This is a genomic window from Lacibacter sp. MH-610 (genome assembly GCF_045780045.1).
GTDB lineage: Bacteria > Bacteroidota > Bacteroidia > Chitinophagales > Chitinophagaceae > Lacibacter.
This window is the reverse complement of record NZ_CP116002.1, coordinates 3535018-3554364: the sequence shown is the minus strand read 5'-3', so window position 1 is coordinate 3554364 and position 19347 is coordinate 3535018. Positions and strand designations below refer to the sequence as shown.

Annotated in this window: 18 protein-coding genes and 1 pseudogene; 8 read left to right on the top strand and 11 right to left on the bottom strand. The window is 40.5% G+C overall.

The window, feature by feature from the left end; all coding sequences use genetic code 11:
- Positions 1-6 precede the first annotated feature (6 nt).
- The 6 genes from PDL71_RS16325 to PDL71_RS16300 all read right to left on the bottom strand — a co-directional run bounded on the left by PDL71_RS16325 (position 7) and on the right by PDL71_RS16300 (position 9223).
- On the bottom strand, positions 7-3768 hold the full coding sequence (locus tag PDL71_RS16325) for a class I SAM-dependent DNA methyltransferase (RefSeq protein WP_407522998.1): 3762 nt from the start codon (positions 3766-3768) through the stop codon (positions 7-9).
- 102 nt (positions 3769-3870) lie between these two features.
- On the bottom strand, positions 3871-4248 hold the full coding sequence (locus PDL71_RS16320) for a hypothetical protein (protein WP_407522996.1): 378 nt from the start codon (positions 4246-4248) through the stop codon (positions 3871-3873).
- A 389-nt stretch (positions 4249-4637) separates the two neighbouring features.
- Positions 4638-6002: a dipeptidase gene (locus PDL71_RS16315; RefSeq protein WP_407522994.1), complete on the bottom strand. Its 1365-nt coding sequence runs from the start codon at positions 6000-6002 to the stop codon at positions 4638-4640.
- A 416-nt stretch (positions 6003-6418) separates the two neighbouring features.
- Entirely contained in the window at positions 6419-6925 is a 507-nt protein-coding gene (locus tag PDL71_RS16310) for a hypothetical protein (RefSeq protein ID WP_407522992.1), read from the bottom strand.
- A 77-nt stretch (positions 6926-7002) separates the two neighbouring features.
- Positions 7003-7752: a superoxide dismutase gene (locus PDL71_RS16305; RefSeq protein WP_407522990.1), complete on the bottom strand. Its 750-nt coding sequence runs from the start codon at positions 7750-7752 to the stop codon at positions 7003-7005.
- A gap of 40 nt (positions 7753-7792) precedes the next feature.
- Positions 7793-9223, bottom strand: coding sequence for an LptF/LptG family permease (locus PDL71_RS16300; protein WP_407522988.1), 1431 nt, complete (start codon positions 9221-9223; stop codon positions 7793-7795).
- Between the two features lie 15 nt (positions 9224-9238).
- Here PDL71_RS16300 and PDL71_RS16295 point away from each other — a divergent pair, with 15 nt between their 5' ends.
- Positions 9239-9832: a hypothetical protein gene (locus PDL71_RS16295; RefSeq protein WP_407522986.1), complete on the top strand. Its 594-nt coding sequence runs from the start codon at positions 9239-9241 to the stop codon at positions 9830-9832.
- Here the strand turns inward: PDL71_RS16295 and PDL71_RS16290 are convergent.
- Entirely contained in the window at positions 9829-10209 is a 381-nt protein-coding gene (locus tag PDL71_RS16290) for an START-like domain-containing protein (protein WP_407522984.1), read from the bottom strand. The two genes, PDL71_RS16295 and PDL71_RS16290, sit on opposite strands and share 4 nt — an antisense overlap.
- Before the next feature lie 316 nt (positions 10210-10525).
- Between PDL71_RS16290 and PDL71_RS16285 the strand changes: the two genes are divergently transcribed.
- The gene (locus tag PDL71_RS16285; RefSeq protein WP_407522982.1) at positions 10526-11392 is read left to right on the top strand and encodes an RNA polymerase sigma factor RpoD/SigA; all 867 of its coding nucleotides are present in this window, start codon (positions 10526-10528) and stop codon (positions 11390-11392) included.
- Between the two features lie 51 nt (positions 11393-11443).
- Here the strand turns inward: PDL71_RS16285 and PDL71_RS16280 are convergent, their stop codons facing one another.
- The 3 genes from PDL71_RS16280 to PDL71_RS16270 form a co-directional block, all read right to left on the bottom strand.
- Positions 11444-12028: a thioredoxin family protein gene (locus PDL71_RS16280; protein WP_407522980.1), complete on the bottom strand. Its 585-nt coding sequence runs from the start codon at positions 12026-12028 to the stop codon at positions 11444-11446.
- A 126-nt stretch (positions 12029-12154) separates the two neighbouring features.
- Positions 12155-12415, bottom strand: coding sequence for a hypothetical protein (locus PDL71_RS16275; RefSeq protein WP_407522978.1), 261 nt, complete (start codon positions 12413-12415; stop codon positions 12155-12157).
- Between the two features lie 103 nt (positions 12416-12518).
- Positions 12519-13256 carry a glycosyltransferase family 2 protein gene (locus tag PDL71_RS16270; protein WP_407522976.1) on the bottom strand — a complete coding sequence of 246 codons (738 nt, stop codon included), beginning with the start codon at positions 13254-13256 and terminating at the stop codon, positions 12519-12521.
- A gap of 135 nt (positions 13257-13391) precedes the next feature.
- Here PDL71_RS16270 and ffh point away from each other — a divergent pair, with 135 nt between their 5' ends.
- The 4 genes and pseudogenes from ffh (at position 13392) to PDL71_RS16250 (ending at position 16713) form a co-directional block, all read left to right on the top strand.
- Positions 13392-14717, top strand: a complete 1326-nt coding sequence (ffh, locus tag PDL71_RS16265; RefSeq protein ID WP_407522974.1) for a signal recognition particle protein — start codon at positions 13392-13394, stop codon at positions 14715-14717.
- Positions 14718-14834: 117 nt separating this feature from the next.
- Positions 14835-15086: pseudogene (gene rpsP / locus PDL71_RS16260) on the top strand (30S ribosomal protein S16); the annotation flags it as partial.
- Between the two features lie 298 nt (positions 15087-15384).
- Entirely contained in the window at positions 15385-15903 is a 519-nt protein-coding gene (gene rimM / locus PDL71_RS16255) for a ribosome maturation factor RimM (RefSeq protein WP_407522972.1), read from the top strand.
- 117 nt (positions 15904-16020) lie between these two features.
- On the top strand, positions 16021-16713 hold the full coding sequence (locus PDL71_RS16250) for a hypothetical protein (RefSeq protein ID WP_407522970.1): 693 nt from the start codon (positions 16021-16023) through the stop codon (positions 16711-16713).
- Here PDL71_RS16250 and PDL71_RS16245 read toward each other — a convergent pair whose 3' ends face one another.
- Complete coding sequence (locus PDL71_RS16245; RefSeq protein WP_407522968.1) at positions 16714-17328, bottom strand: hypothetical protein; 615 nt, start codon at positions 17326-17328, stop codon at positions 16714-16716. It abuts the gene before it with no gap.
- Between the two features lie 89 nt (positions 17329-17417).
- Between PDL71_RS16245 and dinB the strand changes: the two genes are divergently transcribed.
- Complete coding sequence (gene dinB / locus PDL71_RS16240; protein ID WP_407522966.1) at positions 17418-18602, top strand: DNA polymerase IV; 1185 nt, start codon at positions 17418-17420, stop codon at positions 18600-18602.
- 88 nt (positions 18603-18690) lie between these two features.
- Positions 18691-19326 carry a peroxiredoxin gene (locus PDL71_RS16235; RefSeq protein WP_407522964.1) on the top strand — a complete coding sequence of 212 codons (636 nt, stop codon included), beginning with the start codon at positions 18691-18693 and terminating at the stop codon, positions 19324-19326.
- Positions 19327-19347: the final 21 nt, after the last annotated feature.

Sequence of the window (19347 nt, the reverse complement as noted above, 5' to 3'; positions counted from 1 at the left end):
TCAATTTTAAGATGCGTTATACTTACCCTCCACTATTTTTATTTCATCCTCAGTTAAATCATAAAGTTGATAAACTAAGTTGTCAATTTGATTTTCTATGTCTGTTGTATTGGTCGATGGATTTTGCTTTTTGATTGCTAAAATTTGATTCACTAAGACCTCAATTTCATTTTCTTGCTTTTGCGTGGCAATTTTTATTGGCAACAATTCAATTTTGTATTTCTTCCATCTATTTGTACCCATACCTGTTGTTGTTCCAATTAAGTTAAAATACCACTCTGACACCTTTGAATTTAATATTGCCAAGAGAAATTTCAATTTTTCACCAGTCATAAGGAAAGTAGTAGCCTCAGCAAAATACTTTTCATCATCAAAAGCGAATTTTGGTTTGTCAGAAATTTCGCCCCAAACAATTTTTGGGTTCTCAAAATCTTTCCAATAAGAAATTGAATCTTGCGTTTCAAACCATTTGTTAGCTGTTTTTTTTCTACTTCCTTGTTCACCACTTTGCTCTAATCTCTTCTTTCCAATTTCAAGGAAGTGATTCTTAACTGCAGGAAATGATTCAATATCAATTTTTAAACTTGGAAATGTAGAGATCACCCATAAATTTTGATATTCGTAAAAATATTTTTTTAAATCTCTCCCTCGAATTATTGGTTTAATTATTTCAGCATTTTTTTTATCTGCTTTTATTAATTCATTTTTTTTGCTTTCATTTATTATAAATGCCTCATTAAAACCTGTTTTGATTCCAAAATTTATTCGAACATTAAAATCTTTTAAAAGTTTCTTACCGTCTTCGATTTTTCTTTTTAGTTTTCCTGCTACTTGATCTCCGATAAACCATTCAGAGTTTGATAGCGGAATAAATTCAAAACTGTATTTATTAAAATACTCATGTAAAGAGTTGCCTATAGAATAGTCTTTCGACAAATTAACTACTTTGATCGGTTTTGATTTATTTGATTTTTGAAGAGTAATAATATTTGATTCGACAGTAGCTTCTTCAAATACTTGAATATCTTCAATGTTTATTAATATGATGGGCTGTAATTTTTCTACGAAATACATTTTGAGAGGCTCTCCATAAATTGCTCTCAGCCAAGAATTAGAAGTAATGTAAGTTAAAAGACCAAATGGCTTTAAGATATTACCACCAAGTTCATAGAATAGACAATAGATATCTGCTCCTTTTGAATACGTTACATAATTTGCTTTAGAAAAATAATCTGATTGCTCTTTTATTTTTGATAGTGCGAAATAAGGCGGATTTCCAATCACTACATCAAAGCCCACAAAATCACCCTCATCATTAAGCACCTCAGGAAATTCAAAGCGCCATTCAAAAGCATTTTCAAAAATCTTGTTGCTTTCAGTTTCGTCCCGCTCTTTTTCCAAACTATCTAAGAGCTTTACAGCCGCTGCATGGGCTTCTATCAGTTTCTTATCTGCTTTTTCACCAAAAGATTTGAGGTTGAGTATTTTTTGAGAAAGGCTCTCCACCTTGCCTCTTGCCTCACTCAGTTTCTTTTTAAATGGTTTTTCTATTTCACTTCTAAAGTCATTTTTAATTGTTGCAATCAACTGCTCCATTTCCCGCTTCTGTTCTTTATTTTCTGCATTGCGGTAGGTGGCTACTGCTGTTTTATAACTGTCAATGGTCCATTTGCTTTTACTCAATGCCTCTTTTAAATCGGCAGTTATGGCAAAACGGCTTACAAGAGAGTTCCCGCACTTAATATTAATATCAATGTTGGGTAAGGTTTCCAGTTCCGTACTGTTTTTATAGTAAGCGTTCTTTAACAGTTCAATCCACAAACGCAGGCGGCATATTTTTACAGAGTTGGGGTTAATATCCACACCAAATAAACAGTTTTCAATAATGGTTTGCTTTTCATGAAAAAGTGTTTCCTGCAGGCGCTGGCTTTCCTTGTTATTGGGGTTGTATTCAAACAGCTCTCCTTCATCATCTGTTATAATCAATTCATCATTTACTACTTCTACGTGGTATTCTTTCAGTCGCTTGCCGTCTCTGTCAACCAATATCCGCAAATCATTTTTTACAGCAATCATTTCATTCAATGCAGATACAAGAAAGTGACCAGAGCCCACAGCAGGGTCGCAAATCTTAATGCTGTTCACAATTTCATTGGCTTCCTTACGGTTTTCTATTTTGTTATACAGTTCATCAATAGTGGTGCAGTTCCAGTTTTTTGCTTCATTAAATTTTTGCACCACGGCTTTGCGTATGGTTTCCCTGCACATATACATGGTTATAAAACCGGGTGTAAAAAAGGAACCATCTTTATAACCATTTATTTTTTCAAAGATTAAGCCCAGCACAGAAGCATTAATGAGCGTTTTATTATCCTCCTGTATTTCTTCCCCGCCTTCTGCTCCAAAATCATAGGCATCTAAAAACTCAAACAGGTATTGAAGCGTAGATAAACTACCTGTTCGTTTTTTTCCATGCTGATCTTTGAGCACCGTTAGCCCAAAAATGGGAATGGTTTTATCATCTCGCAGATTACTGATGAACAGCGTAACCTGTTCTATATCTGTAGGCTCAAACAACGAAGAATTGAGATAAGGTACTTTTTGAAACAGGTCTTTCACATCTTCATTTCGCTCATCATACTTACGTGCCAGTACCTGAAAAAATAAACTGTTGAGGTCGTCATAATTTTTTATTTTATCCGGATGAAGAAAAGAATATGAAGTATCTCCGTTATGATAGGTGATTAATTGTGCCTCCAGCAACTTCAAAAATAAAATGCGGTTCACCCATGTAATGGTAAGCTCCAGCGCCACATTGAACAAGCGTTCCTCCTGTGTAGTGCCAAACTGTGATGGTTTGGGTAGGCGACTGATTTTATCCAGACTGTCAAGCTGTATAATGGCATTTTCAAGCAGGGTGCCTGTGTGCCGTTCTTCCGCTTTGTGGCGTTCAATGAGTTTTTTGCTGCCTTCTTTGGTTTCAACCAACCCAATGATGTGTAAGAGTTCACTGTAAAACCGTTTGTCCAAACTGTTGCTGTCGTTTGCAAACGATAGTTTTAAGAGATGCTCAGGTGAAAGCAATTTGAAGAGTGCAATGAGTGCTGTATCATCTGCTTTATCTGTATTGCGTACTGCTTTGTTATAGTCTTTAAAATTGAAATAGGTAAATTCTATTTCAGTGGTAATGCTGTTAATAAACGGTTCAGCAATTTGTTTGTAGAAAAAATCGGTTTTAGTATCAGCCAGTCGTCCTGCTTCAAAATCATTGAATTGATTGACGAGATTTTTATTTTGGGCAAACAATCTGTCAAACAGTGTAGCATCAAAAATAAACCACTCGTTGATGTTGGTGGCTACGAGGTGTTTTACTTCCACATTAGCATGTGTGATGCGCTCCCGCAGGTAATACAAAACCAGTTCCTGAAATGCTTTTACATTCAGTTTTTTGGGGGTCATCATCTCTGCCTTGTTCGTAGGCTTCTTGGTTTCAATGATAACACCTACTGTGGATGCGGCTGTAGGTCCGTTATGAATCACGAGGTCGTTTCTGCCCTTGGTATTGATAAAATGTTGAGGATCGTAATAAGTCTTTTTTAAAAAATCGATGATGAGGTTTTTATGAAACTCTTCACTTTCAGTGTCATTGGTACGGTCAAGTAAAGAGATGAGATTGGTTTTGAAACGTTCAATCTCAGTTCTGTTGGGTTTTACTTTTAAAAAGGCTTTGTTCAGTGCCTTTCTGGGTTTTAACTCAGTAAGTTGCATGTACAGTAATAATTGTAAAACGTGTAGCTATAATGTTTTCAAATACACTACAATAATACCACATGACATCCATTTTTCAAACCATGGAAGAGGTATGGGTTGTTATAAACAAGCCAGAGCTTTCAGTTCTTTCGTTTTCAATTTTGAAAGAGGGGCATCCCAGTAACCAGCATGCTGCATGTATGTTTTTTCATGTGAGGAATGATTGATGGATTCATACAAGGCTTCTGCCAGTTGCCGTATGGCGCACTCACAACTTAGAAGATGATCGTAATCTGAAAGCTCAATAGCCTGAACTGCTGCGTTTTTATGGTTATCATTTAAAATAACCAATCTTGTTCCAAGCAGGGCATTGCTGCATTGATAAACATGAACAAATATTTTGTTATGGTTCTGTTTACTGAGTACAATTTTAACAGTACCCGGCTCATGATAAAAATCAAATTCAAGTACAGTTTTAGTTGGTGAAGCGAGTTGCAATACTGCTTTTATAAAATCTGAGTAGCTATTGCCAATACACGTAAATGCAAAAGCCGTTTGATGGGATTGGTATTGAATGGTAAGTGTGGCACTGGTGCCAAAACTTTTGTACTGAAATACCAGAGGATTTTTGTTGAATGGAGAATATTTTTAAGTGTACTGTAAAGATAAAAGCTTTTTTGTTTATCAGTTGAAGTCCTCGCCAAATAAAATGAATTGGATACTTAAATGGTTGCTGGTACAACCAACGTATGTGAAAAGAGCATAGGGCGTGCATAGAGAGTGCATGGGGAGAGGATCAACTCCATAAAAAAAGCACAGACTCATCATCTGTGCTTTTGTGCTTCATGCATCTGTGCCTCCGTGTCTCTCTGCCTCTGTGTTTACAATTACATCCCCGCAAAGTGCTTATGGAAATAAGGGATGGTTTCAATACCCTTATAAAAATTAAAGAGGTCAAACTTTTCATTGGGGCTGTGCAGGTTATCACTGTCCAGTCCAAAACCCATGAACACGATCTTTACACCCAGCTCCTGTTCAAACAAAGAACAGATAGGAATACTGCCGCCGCCACGCACGGGAATGGGGTCTTTTCCAAAGGTATCTTTAATGGCTGCCGCTGCGGCTTTATAACCCTTGCTGTCAATCGGTGTCATGTACGGTTCACCGCCATGATGTTCACTGGCCTTTACCGTTACACCCGCCGGGGCAATGCCCTGGAAATAGTTCAGCAGCTTCTCTGTGATCTTGTGAGAGGATTGATTGGGCACCAGTCGTGCACTGATCTTGGCATAAGCTTTAGAAGGCAACACCGTTTTGGCACCTTCGCCGGTATAACCACCCCAGATACCGTTGAGCTCCAGCGTGGGTCGTATGCCCGTGCGTTCATTGGTGCTGTATCCTTTTTCGCCCCAGAGTTCCTTTACACCTAAATCATCCGCATATTCTTTGGCATCAAAGGGAGCAGCAGCCATGAGTTTGCGTTCTGCTTCCGTAGCTTCCACCACATCATCATAAAAACCGGGAATGGTGATATGGTTGTTTTCATCATGACAACTGGCGATCATCTTTGCCAGCATGGTGATAGGGTTGGCAACAGCGCCACCGTACACACCGCTGTGCAGGTCACGGTTGGGGCCTGTTACTTCCACTTCAATATAACTGAGGCCACGTACACCAATGTCAATAGAAGGGTTCTCCATGCTCAGCATGGCCGTATCGCTGATGAGGATCACATCGGCTTTGAGTAATTCTTTGTTGGCTTTTACAAACGTAGCCAGGTTGGGACTGCCCACTTCTTCTTCACCTTCAATACAGAATTTGAGATTGGTAGTGAGTGTGCCTGTCTGCACCATCGTCTCCAATGCTTTTACATGCATATAGAACTGTCCCTTATCATCACAGCTGCCACGGGCAAATATTTTTCCGTCTTTGATTACGGGATCAAAAGGTCCGCTGTGCCATAAGTCCAATGGATCGGGCGGCTGCACATCATAGTGTCCGTACACGAGTACCGTTGGTTTAGAAGGATCAATGATCTTTTCTCCGTACACAATAGGATGACCGGGAGTTTCATAGATCACCGCTTTATCGGCGCCTGCTTCCAGCAATCTTGCTTTTACAGCTTCCGCACATTTTACCATGTCCTCTTTATGTTCACTGCGGGCACTCACAGATGGAATGCGTAACAATTGAAGCAGCTCTTCTAAGAAACGGTCTTTGTGCTGCTGCTGATAATCTTTCCACGCTTGCATAAATACAATTTGATAATTTGAAGATTTGATAATTTGAAAAGAATGGGTGCTGCGAATGTACTGCATTCAGCGTAACGAAGGAATGATGTGGAGCAATGAAAGGAGCATAAAACACTGCTTGTGATTGTTCTGCAACTTCCCGTCTTCCCGGCGATAGGTTAAAACTATGTGAAGAACCAAAAATGTTGACATCTTGTGCAACAGATGTATGGGTTGATCGTTTACTTTTGTGACTCAATTATAGCAGCCTCTGCCGGTTCTACTTCCTGCTTGCCGATGTGAAGATGTTACCGTCAGGGGCTGCGACTATTTAAGGGGTTACTCTTTTTAACACGGAGAAGAAAGAGGGCACAGCGGACACGGGAAATACAGCCTCACACAAAAACGCAGCGGTGCAAAGAAGAAATGTAAGCGTATTACTTTTTACGAAACAACACATGCAGGTTAAGCAGGCTCCACATAATTACTGCCACTAACAATCCAAACTTGATCACGGCAAAGAGCCAGCTGAGGAAAGCATAAGTGCCGGTTACGGATTCCTGTAACAGTTGCAGCATAAAATAGTTTTCAATCACATCACACAAACCGGCTGCCAGTGCAGCTAATCCCAGCGTGCGGGAAACAGTAGCCGCCCATGGTTGTTGTTTATTGCTGATGAAGAAACAATACGCATACAGAAACAGCGCATAAAAAAGCAGGAATACAAAATCAATCCATGTATTGGTGATGGCTTGCTGTAGGATGCCATCTTTCTTCCATTGGTTGAGGATGACATTTACCTGCTCCGTTGTTTTTGCTACTTCCAGGCTCACAATACCTGCCTTGCTCACAGGAGTAATCAGCGGTGCACCATGCCACCGCATCACCGCAATCATCACAAGTGTGCCCATGAATAAGAAGAGCAGTAAACGAACGGGTTTCATGTTAAACAGTAAGGGTTATCAATCCGTAATCTTTTCTTTGCGACTTTGTGTGAAAAAAGTTGCGTGCAACTGTATTCCTACAAAGCATCAAAACGTGCACTCACAAAATCCCAGTTTACCACCTTCCACCAGGCAGTCACATAATCAGCACGTCGGTTCTGATACTTGAGATAATAAGCATGTTCCCATACATCCAGGCCCAGCAACGGTGTGCCTTTGATCTCACTGATGTCCATTAACGGGTTATCCTGGTTAGGTGTAGAACCTATTTTGAGTTGCTTGTCTTTATCTGCATAGAGCCAGGCCCATCCGCTGCCGAAACGGTTCTTACCGGCATCACTGAACTGTGTTTGAAATGCTTCTATACTGCCAAAGGTTTTTACAATGGCTTTTTGCAGGGCGCCGCTGCCCGGCACACTGCCACCCGGTTGCATACATTTCCAGAACAGTTCATGATTGTAATGACCACCGGCATTGTTGCGCATCTTGGCGGAATATTTAGAAATGGATTGCAATACTTCTTCAATGGGTTTACTCATATCCACTTTTTCTGCCGCTGCTGCATCTTTTGCATTCTTGGCATAAGCACTTGCATGTTTGCTGTAATGTATTTCCATGGTGAGTGCATCAATCACCGGCTCCAGTGCAGGATAAGCATAGGGCAGTGGTGTTTGCTCAAAACCGGTAACGGTGGGTACACTGCTCAATACTTTTGCAGAAGTACAACCGGCCAATACATCAGCACCGGCAAAAGAAGTAAGTGAAACAGCCAATGTTGTTTTTGCTGATTGCTGTAAGAATTGCTTGCGGGAGAATTTGTTTGCCATAACCTTCAATTGAACAATGAAGTTACAATCATTCCCTCAATCAGGTTCTTGGTTTTTCACGCAGCAGGCGGTGCAGTTTGAGCTTGCGCAGGATGCGGTAATAAAACTCAGCATTAAACAATTGTGAATCCTGCATGGCTTTGTAAGTAAGAAAACTTCCGATCGGTACAAGAATCATCGTACTCAGCCACATACCCGTAAACGGAAGTACCACACCTTCCTTCACCATCTTTTCACCACTGGTATTGGTAATATGAAACACAATAAAAAACAGTACGGAAATCACCAATGGTAAACCGATACCGCCTTTGCGGATGATGGAACCTAAAGGAGCTCCTATTAAAAATAAAACCACACAAGCTAATGAAAGGGCAAACTTGCGGTGTCGTTCCAGGTCGTGCAGGCGTAACTGCTTTTTCTGTTCAGCGTTATCGTAAGCAATAAAATCCAATTGATTTTTAAACGAAGTGGCTTTGCTTAATACAGAAGAGAAGATTACATTTCTTACACTGTCACCTACCAGTTGATTCACATTGGTAAAGCTCAGCTTAAGCGTATCTTTCTTTTTAAACACACTGTCAGGATAATAAAACGGAACAACGGGATTGATTTCACGGTAGCCACGAAACCTGACAGAGTCCGTTACTTTTTGCAGGGAGTCCACCACACGGGTAAGCTGCTGCAGACTCAGCATTTTATAATAATTCTTGAAAGTGGAATCGGCTGTTTTATTCAGCTTAAAGGAGCTGAGGTCAAATACTTTTTTATATTCTTTAAAACCGAGCCTGTAATAATCCGTTTCAATAGTGCCGGGTATACCTTTTTCCTGGTAGCGCCATCCGTTGCGCAGGTTAAAATAAAGAAAGCGTTGATCCGGCGATACTTTCATGGTGCCTTCTTCGGCAAGAATAATATTATCCTGCAGCATATAGCTGTGTTCATAAATCACCACATTACGGATGATGGAATCTTTTTCCTTACTGCCGATCTTGATGGTATAACCATCGAGTTTATTATAAAACACACCTTCTTTGATATCAAAGGCCGGTTTGGCCACACGGATATCATAGAGCAGTGTACGCATCTTTAACTCAGCCACCGGTATCATGTAATTGGCAAACAAAAAAGCCACCATCGCCAGCAGGCCGGATACTACAAACAAGGGCCGCATAAAACGAATGAGCGGAATACCGGCGCTCTTTATGGCTACCAGTTCAAAACTTTCGCCCAGGTTACCAAAAGTCATGATGGAAGAAAGCAGGATACCTAAGGGCAAAGCCAGCGGTACAATGGTAGCACTTACATAGATGATAAACTTTAAAAGCGTCATATTATCAACACCCTTGCCCACGAATTCATCAATGTACAACCAGAAGAATTGTACTACAAGGATGAAAACGGCAATAAAGAACGTTGCCAGGAACGGTCCGATAAAAGCTTTTATAATAAGTTTGTCTAACTTCTTAATCACATCAATCAATTTCCGATGCAGGAGCAGGCAAATGTAAGTCTTTCAGCTGTTGAGTTGCAACTGGTAACCGATCCGGGTTGGATTTTAACAAAGAACGGTATCATTGAAAAAGTGTATCACCTTTTTGGAATTTTAAGTGCTTCTTATGTAACTATGGCAAATAAACTTGCTGTTCCTGAGGAGCTGCTGCAGGTGCCTCCTAAAATTTCAAGGGGGGAACAATACAAGGGATTACCTTATGTAATGCTGGATTATCCGAGATGTTTTGGAAAGGAAGATGTATTGGCCATCCGTACTTTTTTCTGGTGGGGGCATTATTTTAGTTGCACCCTGCATTTAAAAGGGAGCTATCTCAATCAATATGCAGGAACTGTTGAAAAAGCAATCAGTAACGGTGAACTGCAGGGTTTTTATATCAATACATCCGATGAGGAATGGAATCATGATGTAGACGAAAGCATGCGGCCGGTAACAACAGCAGATAAAAACAGAATTGTGCAGGAAGATCTCATAAAGATCAGCGGCATTTGTCCTTTACAGCAATGGAATGATGCTGCTGATACACTCAACAAACAGTTTGAGTTATATCTCCGACTTATAAAAAGTTAATTACCCAAACGATGAAACAGATCTTTCACCTGGTATTCCCATAACTGGCTCTGGTCTTTGATGTCTTTCTTTTCAGCAAAATCTTTTACCACCAGTATGGTTTGATTGGAGATTTCTGTTTTTTCAATGCGAAATTCAAAATACTCATCCTTGGGTCCATGGAGCCAGCGGTATTTTACAAAACGGTTTTCTTCTGTTTCCAGTAACTCTGCTCTTTCTTCAGAACCATTCCAGCTGAATACATAAATACCGTCTCGTTCATCCACTTTATCGGCAAACCACTCCTGCATAGCAGAAGGACTGATAAGGAACTCGTACAGGATGGAAGGTGAACATTTCACAGGAAACTCAAGTGTGTATAAAGCTTTTTTACTCATTAATGCGTCGTTTCCACATATTAATAGTTGTGGATATGCAATAATAAAAAAATAATGCAGTCCACAAAATTTTTACCCCTTTCTTTTTTGTTGAATGGGGGTTTGTTGATATTTAAACAAAAACCGCTCTAAATGCTTGTGCTACAAGGCGTTTTGAAAGTTTTTTTGGTAAAACTTAATAGATAGGTTAAATTAGGTTCGGAATTTTGAGCGGGAGATGACAAAATAATACCTGTTTATCCCCGTTTAAAGTTTATTGAAAGGACTTGTGCCGGAATGTTAAACACCAAAACCTAAAACCAATTTGCTTATGAGCATGCGCCAACTCAAAATCACCAAGTCCATCACAAACCGTGAGTCGCAGAGTCTTGAAAAGTATCTGCAGGAGATCGGTAAGGTGGAATTGATTACCCCTGAAGAAGAGGTAAAACTTGCCGAAAAAATCAAGCAGGGCGATCAGCGTGCCCTCGACCGTCTTACCAAGGCCAATCTCCGCTTTGTTGTTTCAGTAGCCAAGCAGTATCAAAACCAGGGCCTTTCCCTGCCTGATCTGATCAATGAAGGCAATCTCGGTCTTATTAAGGCTGCCCAGCGTTTTGATGAAACAAGAGGCTTCAAATTTATTTCCTATGCTGTTTGGTGGATTCGCCAGAGCATTTTGCAGGCATTGGCAGAGCAATCAAGAATTGTTCGTTTGCCGTTGAATAAAGTGGGATTAACCAACCGCATTAATAAAGCATTCTCACAATTAGAACAGGAATATGAGCGGGAACCCTCAGCAGAAGAGCTGGCAGAAATCCTGGATCTTGAAACGGAAGAAGTAGCTGCTACACTTGGCATTTCTGCACGGCATGTGAGTATGGATTCTCCACTGGCAGAAGGAGAAGAAAATACATTGATTGATGTATTGCACAATCCCAATGCTGAAAGTACAGATGAAGAGCTGGATCATAAACAATCGCTCAAAACAGAGATTGACCGTTCCTTGCAAACCTTAACAGAGCGTCAGCAGGAAGTGATCCGTTATTTCTTCGGCATCGGGGTAGATCATCCCATGAGCCTGGAAGATATCGGCGAACGTTTTAACCTCACCCGTGAGCGTGTACGGCAAATCAAAGACAAAGCCATCAGCAAACTCAAGACAAATACTCGTTGTAAACTTTTAAAAGGATATCTTGGATAAAAAACTCTACTCAATAAAAGAAACGCCCCGATTTGTCGGGGCGTTTCTTTTTTACTTCACTTCATTTAAAACTGGTGTAAGTGGCTGAGCCTTTGCATAATTCGGTTTATACAGTTGCCTGCTGAGTATTTTAAGCAGGTCTTTTTCAAGTGACTCTACCGGGTATTCAATAAGGCGGTTTATTTCTGTATTGTTTTCATACACTATGAGCGTAGGTACACGTAGAATATTCAGCCCCTTTTCTTCATGTGCGGGGCTTTGCTTGTACATACTCTCTGCATTACTTACCATTACAATTTTTACCTGTTCATCACGCACACCGCAATAGTCCAGTACTTTTAAGATACGTGGTACTTCCCGCTTACTGTCGCCGCACCAGGTGCCCATAAACAAGAGGAACTGTTTACGCTGCATGTTTTGTTTTAATGATGCAATAAGTGATGTGTCTACTTTGTAATTGAAATAATTAGTATTGAACCAGGCAGCAAATGGTTCACGATTTAAGGCTTCACGGGTGCAGCAGCCAAGAAGCATATCATTGCCGTTTTCATCTTTTGTAAGTTGATTGATCGGTTGCTGTGAAAAGGCGAGCACACTCATAAATACAGGTATGCTCAAAAGAAAAATATATTTCATTTTGAATAATTTTAAATGATGAATCAATAGTTACATTTGAATACATGCTGTGTCTGCATGCATAAACGTAACAGGTATCAACTTTTTTTGTAACGTTGAATTACAGTAATAAAAGAAAAGGGGCGATCAGATACGGGGCGGTTGAAAAACAGAATTAGCTCTTTTAATAACCTGCTGCTCCGGTACAGGGGCGTATAGTAAATGTATAACCGGTTGAGCGGGTGCAGCAGTTGAGTTCCCTATATGAAAAAATTCTTCTGTATAATTTTTGAGATGATGTTGATGTACAGGTGTTGAACTGGCTGCATCTTCTGTTGCTGCTACGAGTTTATCATCACACCCGCAATCAGGTTTTAATTGTACAGCGGCGGCAATACTGCACTCCATGTAATCCAATATTTTTCCGTATTGAAATACGAAGAACAGGCATAGAAAAAATAGGGAGAGCAGTTTTTTCACAGCGCTAAGCTACAAATGCTTTTTGAAAAATTCAATACAGTTTGCTTTTGTACAATCCCCATTTGCTTAAGCGATAAATAAGCGACACACGCAAACAGCCCAAACCATAAATAATACTTCTGCTGAAATTGATGCTGCTGCTTTCTTTGGTGTAAAGGGTGGGGCAGGAAACTTCGCCCACTCTAAAGTTTTTGTAAATGATCTGGCTCAGCATTTCATTGTCAAACACAAAATCATCACTGCAATCATTGAATTTAATTTGCTGTAATATTTCTTTTGAAAAAGAACGGTAACCGGTGTGGTACTCTGATAGCTTCTGGTTTAAAAAAATATTCTGGATGAATGTAAGCACACGGTTGAAGAAATATTTATACAATGGCATTCCTCCCAGCAGGGCGCCTTTACTCAAAATTCGGCTGCCCAGCACCACATCATACACATCATTACCAATCATACTCACCATAGCGTGTATGAGTTTGGGTGTATATTGATAATCCGGATGCAGCATAATGATGATATCTGCTCCCAGCTCCAGTGCCTTTGTGTAACATGTCTTTTGATTGCCGCCATAGCCTTTGTTCTGCTCATGACGGATAATATGCTGTATGCCCAGCGCTTTTGCCTTGCTTACTGTTTCATCATGGCTGGCATCGTCCACAAGAATCACTTCATCCGCAATATCAAACGGTATTTCATGGTACGTAGCTTCCAGCGTTTTAGCAGCATTGTAAGCCGGGAGCACCACAATTATTTTCCGTTGATTGAACATGTTTCAAAGATAAGGCGTAGCATGTTCTATTGGAATCAATAACCGTTGTGTTAGACTTTATTCCAAACTGCCCATTTGCCATGTATCCTGAACCTGCTAATCTTTACTTACATTTGCTGCCCAAATTGTGTGACTATGTTTCAGAATTTAAGTGAACGTTTAGAAAGTGCGTTTAAGAACATAAAAGGTGAAGGCCGTATTACGGAACTCAATATTGCGGCTACTGTAAAGGATATCCGTCGTGCCCTTGTGGATGCGGATGTGAATTTTAAAATTGCCAAAGAGTTTACGGATACTGTAAAAGAAAAAGCACTCGGTCAAAAAGTATTGCTGGCGGTGAACCCGGGCCAGCAGATGGTGAAGATTGTGCAGGATGAACTGACCGAACTCATGGGTGGAAGCGAAGCTGAGTTTGATATTAAAGGAGCACCTGCTGTAATCCTCATCGCCGGTTTGCAGGGTAGTGGTAAAACCACCTTCAGCGGAAAACTGGCTAATTACCTCAAAACCAAAAAAGGGAAGAGCCCTTTGCTGGTGGCAGCAGATATCTATCGCCCTGCGGCCATTGATCAATTAACTGTTCTGGGTGGGCAAATAGGGGTGGATGTGTACAGTGAACGGGAGAATAAAGATGCGGTGGCCATCGCTCAAAATGCCATCAAAGAAGCAAAAGCAAAAAACAAGAATGTTGTTATTATCGATACCGCCGGTCGTTTAGCCATTGATGAAGTGCTGATGACGGAAGTGGCGAATATTAAAAACGCCGTTACACCCAACGAAATTCTGTTTGTGGTGGATAGCATGACGGGACAGGATGCGGTGAACACCGCAAAGGCGTTTAATGATCGCCTCAACTTTACTGGAGTTGTACTTACCAAGCTGGATGGTGACACCCGGGGTGGTGCCGCACTTTCCATTAAATACACCGTAAACAAACCTATCAAGTTTGTGAGCAGTGGTGAAAAAATGGAAACCCTGGATGTGTTTTACCCCGACAGGATGGCCCAGCGTATTCTGGGGATGGGTGATATCACTTCATTAGTAGAAAAAGCACAGGCCCAGTTTGACGAGGAACAGGCCAAAAAGCTGGAGAAAAAAATCCGCAAGAATCAGTTTGACTTTGAAGACTTTAAGACCCAGCTCGAGCAGATTAAAAAGATGGGTAACCTCAAAGACCTGATGGGCATGATTCCCGGTATGGGCAAAGCCATTAAGGATGTTGATATTAAGGACGATTCTTTCAAAGGTGTGGAGGCGATTATCAACAGTATGACGCCTTATGAACGCAAAAACCCGGATGTGATCAACCCCAGCCGCCGCCAGCGGATTGCCAAAGGTGCCGGTAAGGATATTGCAGATGTTAATGCCTTTATGAAGCAGTTTGAGCAAATGAAGCAAATGATGAGTATGATGAACAAAATGCCCATGGGCCGGATGATGCCGGGTATGGGTAAGAGATAATCAAAAAGGTAAAAGGCGTAAAATTTTTGTAAAGCCATTGGATATATGAGCCACAGGGCTTATTTTTGCCGCCTTAGTTAACCTTTATTTATTCACGCATTTAAATTTTAATTTACGATGCCAGTTAAAATCCGTCTGCAAAGACACGGGTCTAAGAAGAGACCCTTCTATTTCATCGTAGTGGCTGATGCAAGAGCCCCCAGAGATGGAAAATTCATTCAGAAAATCGGTACTTACAATCCTGTAACAGAACCTGCGGTAATTCAGATTGACCGTCAGAAGGCATTGGAATGGCTGCACAAAGGTGCCCAGCCTACTGATACTGTTCGCAAGATCCTTTCTAACAAGGGTGTACTGTACCTGAAGCATTTATTACGTGGTGTAACCCTTGGTTTGTTTGACCAGGCTACCGCCATGGAGAAATTCCAGGCCTGGCATTCAGAACACGAAGCTGCCGAAGCTAAGAAAAGAGATGAGGCACGCAAGTTTAAAATGGCACGCCGTTTCACCGGCCGTCGTCCTGCTCCACGCAGACAGGAAGGTGGTGAAGCGCCAGCAGCTGAATAAGCAACTGATGAAATGAAACGAATAAAAATCCCTGCTGTTATCAGCAGGGATTTTTTATGCGCCACAGGTTACAGTAGATCGTCTGAATTATCTTTGTTTGATGGAGCAGTATTTCAGCATCGGTCAGATTGTGGGTACGTTCGGGCTTAACGGCGAAGTAGTACTAAAGCATAACCTTGGTAAAAAAACTTCACTCAAGGGTCTTGAAGTATTGTTCATTGAAGAAGCAAAAGATAAATTCATTCCTTACTTCCTTACTTCTTCCAAAATCAAAAATGAAGCAGAAGTTTACCTCGGTATAGAAGGCTTTGCAACCAAAGAAGCAGCCAAAAAAATCAATGCCAAAAAAGTATGGCTTCGGGCTGATGATTTTAAAAAGTTTGCTGCCAGGAGTGCACCTGTTTCATTAATAGGGTTTACAATGTTTAATGGCGATGAAGAGTTGGGTGTGATTGATGAAGTAATTGAACAGCCGCTGCAGATTCTTTGCCGGCTGGAAATAAAAGGTAAAGAAGTATTGATACCACTGCACCAGGAAACCATCCGCAGCATTCATCAAAAGAAAAAAGAAGTGGTAGTGGAATTACCGGATGGATTACTGGAAGTGTATTTGGGCTAAAACTTTTTCAAACTCTGAAAAAAATAAATGGAGCCTGAAAAGTGCAGAGCAGATAGTTGAGTTGGTTAAAGCTATCAAATAAGAATTACTATTGACACATAAATAAAAATTAAAGCTATGCGTTCAAAATTATTTCTGTTGTTCAAGGTTATTTCGATTGTTTCTTTTTCGCAATCTGTACAGAATAATATTTCAGGTGATGGGCGAATGAATACCGTTCTCAGGTTTAACGGTGATATTATCAGTAATATTAAGCCGGATAATATAGCAGGAACTCCTTTGTTGTTTGACAGTTGGGATACAGGGTATGTAAAATTCAACGGTAACAGGATAGCACATCATGTGCCGTTGCAGTTTAACCTTACTGATAACACTGTTTATTTTCAAAAAGATAATAACAGGTACAAATTTGTAGACAGGGTAATTGAGTTCTCATTTTCAAAAAAAGTCAATAATGAGTATCAGCAGTTTTTATTCCGGAGCAATTATCCCCTAAACGGCAATTATACTGACCTTGTTTTTTACAAGGTGGAAGCAGAAAATGAAGAAGTGCAATTTCTCAAATACTGCATTAAAAAAATCCGTGAGAATTACGTACATAACGCCCCTTCCGAAAAAGAATATCATTACCGGGAAGAACTGTTTCTATACCTTACAAAATCAAAAAGCTTCCATCCTGTCAGCAATAAAAAATCAATACTGGCTGCATTGCCGCAATACCGGCAGCGGATAGAAGAGCTTTGTGAAAAAAATAAATGGAGCCTGAAAGAACCTGCTCAGATTGCTCAACTGGTAAGACAGCTGAAATGATTATTGCTTTTGTAAAACAATAGTGGCATCCGCAGCTATTTTGTCAACTGAAACAGTTCCACCTGTATTGGTTGTTGAAGTGGAAGCGAATTTTATAAGAAGCGTGAGTTTGTTTCCTTCCAGTTTGTATTTACATCCTGTTGGTGCTGCAAAAGTTCCGGGAGCTCCCTGTATAGCAACGGGGGATGTGTTTGTAAAAGCAATGGAATCTGTACCTACAATTTTAATAGCAGCTGTTTCATTAGAAGGGCCAATGGGTGTTGGTGGTATCGGATTGTTAATTTCATTCTGAAGTACATTATCCTCAAAAAACTTAACATTCAATGCGCCGGTGTAATCATACCCGACGTTAACTGCTTTCATTTGTGCTGATGTAATATCGTAATATCCTTTTGGGTTAGAAGATGTAAAGGTAAGCTTGCTTTCTACTCTGATGGCAGTGCCAAACAAATCCGTTTCAGTAGAAGTTGAGGTAGCTCCGCCTGATGAAACAAGATTCCACCTCCCGATGATACCTGCTGAACCATTGCCATTCATATCCGGAGCTCTGAGTTTGCGTTCGCAGGAAACAAATGCTATAACACTAAAAAGCAGGCAGGTAAGTTTGAATTTCATAAGAAAAACTTTTCTACAATATTAATAAAAAACAGTTTTATAACTTCCTTCTGTTTTCTTCTTTTCGCTCTTAGCCTAACTTTACCATCTTGTCACAACAACGCATAATAGCCCATTTTGATCTGGATACATTTTTTGTATCGGTAGAGCGGTTGAATGATCCTTCACTCAACAGTAAACCTGTGATTGTTGGCGGAACAAAGGAGCGTGGCGTTGTAAGTACCTGCAGTTATGAAACAAGGGTGTTTGGTGTGCATAGCGGAATGCCTATGGCACAGGCGATGAAGCTTTGTCCGCATGCTATAGTATTGCAGGGCACCCGTGGTGATTACAGTCGTTACTCCCGCTGGGTTACTGAAATCATTGCTGCAAAAGCTCCTTTGTTTGAAAAAGCCAGCATTGATGAGTTTTATATTGATCTTACGGGTATGGATCGTTTTTTTGATCCGGTACAATGGACGGTGGATCTTCGACAGGAAATTATCAATGCGACCAAACTACCCATTTCATTTGCTATCGCCTCTAACAAACTGGTAGCAAAAATTGCAACCGATCTTGCTAAACCCAACAACTACATTGTTGTTCCGTTTGGAAAGGAAAAAGAATTCCTGGCGCCTTTGCGGGTGAATAAAATTCCCGGCGTAGGGGAACATGCGTTTCACACCTTACTGGATTTAGGTATTGAAACCATTGGTGACTTACAAAATGCAAACCCTGTAATGCTGGAACAGCAACTGGGTAAACATGGCAGGGATTTATGGAACCGTGGTCATGGTATCAGCTTCAGCACCGTAAATGCTTATCATGAATCAAAATCTATTTCAAGCGAAAATACGTTCCATGAAAATATTTCCTCCGTTGAAGAACTTGAAGCGGAGATCGTTCGGCTCACAGAAAAAATTGCACATGAGCTTCGGCAGGAGAATAAAATGGCAGGATGTGTAGCAGTAAAAATCCGTTATCCAAGTTTTGAAACACAACAACGGCAGGCAAGTATTCCCTATACCTGTTATGATGATGAGCTGATGTTTAATGCAAAAACACTGTTTCACCAGTTGTACCGAAAAGGACAACCTGTTCGTTTGCTGGGCGTTCGTCTCAGCGAATTAACAGATGAAGCTTCACAAACCAACCTGTTTCAGGATGTATCGAGGAAAAATGAGTTATACAAAGCGATTGATGATGTAAAAGACCGTTTCGGAAAAGATTTGATTACCAAGGCCCGTATTGCCGGGCGGAGAGAAGCGCCGGAAGGTTTGGATGAAACTTCATAAACGTACCGGTTTGAAGAATTAGTGAAAAGCCTACTTAATTGGTAGGAAATTATTATCTTAGTTATTCTTTCACTTTAAATCTTTTACTATGAGTTTACGATTAGGCGATGTTGCGCCCAACTTTCAGGCCACAACATCAGAAGGGGCTATTGATTTTTATGAATACCTGGGCAACAGCTGGGGCGTTTTGTTTTCGCATCCTGCAGATTATACACCTGTATGTACAACGGAACTTGGTAAAACTGCTTTATTAAAAACTGAGTTTGATAAACGGAATGTAAAAGTACTGGCATTAAGTGTAGATCCTCTGGATAAACACAAAGGATGGATCAATGATATCAATGAAACACAGCATGTAACCGTTGATTTTCCCATTATTGCTGATCCTGATAAAACGGTAGCTAATCTTTACGGAATGATTCATCCGAATGCATCTGAAACATTCACCGTACGTTCTTTATTTATTATCGGCCCGGATAAAAAAGTAAAACTTATGATTACCTATCCTGCATCAACAGGAAGAAATTTTTATGAAGTGTTACGGGTGATTGACTCTTTGCAATTAACTGCAAATTACAGTGTAGCCACACCTGCAGATTGGAAAGAAGGGGAAGATGTTATTGTAGTGCCGGCAGTAAGTACGGAAGATGCTATTGCAAAATTTCCGAAAGGTGTTAAAGTGGTAAAACCCTATCTTCGTTATACACCACAGCCCGATAAATAAGTATCGGACTATTGATTATGA

Excerpts from the sequence above, each read along its gene's own strand:
- PDL71_RS16280 (WP_407522980.1), bottom strand. The coding sequence starts at position 12,028 with ATGAAATATATTTTTCTTTTGAGCATACCTGTATTTATGAGTGTGCTC.
- ffh (WP_407522974.1), top strand. The coding sequence starts at position 13,392 with ATGTTTCAGAATTTAAGTGAACGTTTAGAAAGTGCGTTTAAGAACATA.
- PDL71_RS16245 (WP_407522968.1), bottom strand. The coding sequence starts at position 17,328 with ATGAAATTCAAACTTACCTGCCTGCTTTTTAGTGTTATAGCATTTGTT.
- PDL71_RS16305 (WP_407522990.1), bottom strand. The coding sequence starts at position 7,752 with ATGGCAAACAAATTCTCCCGCAAGCAATTCTTACAGCAATCAGCAAAA.
- PDL71_RS16270 (WP_407522976.1), bottom strand. The coding sequence starts at position 13,256 with ATGTTCAATCAACGGAAAATAATTGTGGTGCTCCCGGCTTACAATGCT.
- PDL71_RS16325 (WP_407522998.1), bottom strand. The coding sequence starts at position 3,768 with ATGCAACTTACTGAGTTAAAACCCAGAAAGGCACTGAACAAAGCCTTT.
- PDL71_RS16285 (WP_407522982.1), top strand. The coding sequence starts at position 10,526 with ATGCGCCAACTCAAAATCACCAAGTCCATCACAAACCGTGAGTCGCAG.
- rimM (WP_407522972.1), top strand. The coding sequence starts at position 15,385 with ATGGAGCAGTATTTCAGCATCGGTCAGATTGTGGGTACGTTCGGGCTT.
- PDL71_RS16250 (WP_407522970.1), top strand. The coding sequence starts at position 16,021 with ATGCGTTCAAAATTATTTCTGTTGTTCAAGGTTATTTCGATTGTTTCT.
- PDL71_RS16235 (WP_407522964.1), top strand. The coding sequence starts at position 18,691 with ATGAGTTTACGATTAGGCGATGTTGCGCCCAACTTTCAGGCCACAACA.
- PDL71_RS16295 (WP_407522986.1), top strand. The coding sequence starts at position 9,239 with ATGCAGGAGCAGGCAAATGTAAGTCTTTCAGCTGTTGAGTTGCAACTG.
- PDL71_RS16310 (WP_407522992.1), bottom strand. The coding sequence starts at position 6,925 with ATGAAACCCGTTCGTTTACTGCTCTTCTTATTCATGGGCACACTTGTG.
- PDL71_RS16315 (WP_407522994.1), bottom strand. The coding sequence starts at position 6,002 with ATGCAAGCGTGGAAAGATTATCAGCAGCAGCACAAAGACCGTTTCTTA.
- PDL71_RS16290 (WP_407522984.1), bottom strand. The coding sequence starts at position 10,209 with ATGAGTAAAAAAGCTTTATACACACTTGAGTTTCCTGTGAAATGTTCA.
- PDL71_RS16275 (WP_407522978.1), bottom strand. The coding sequence starts at position 12,415 with ATGGAGTGCAGTATTGCCGCCGCTGTACAATTAAAACCTGATTGCGGG.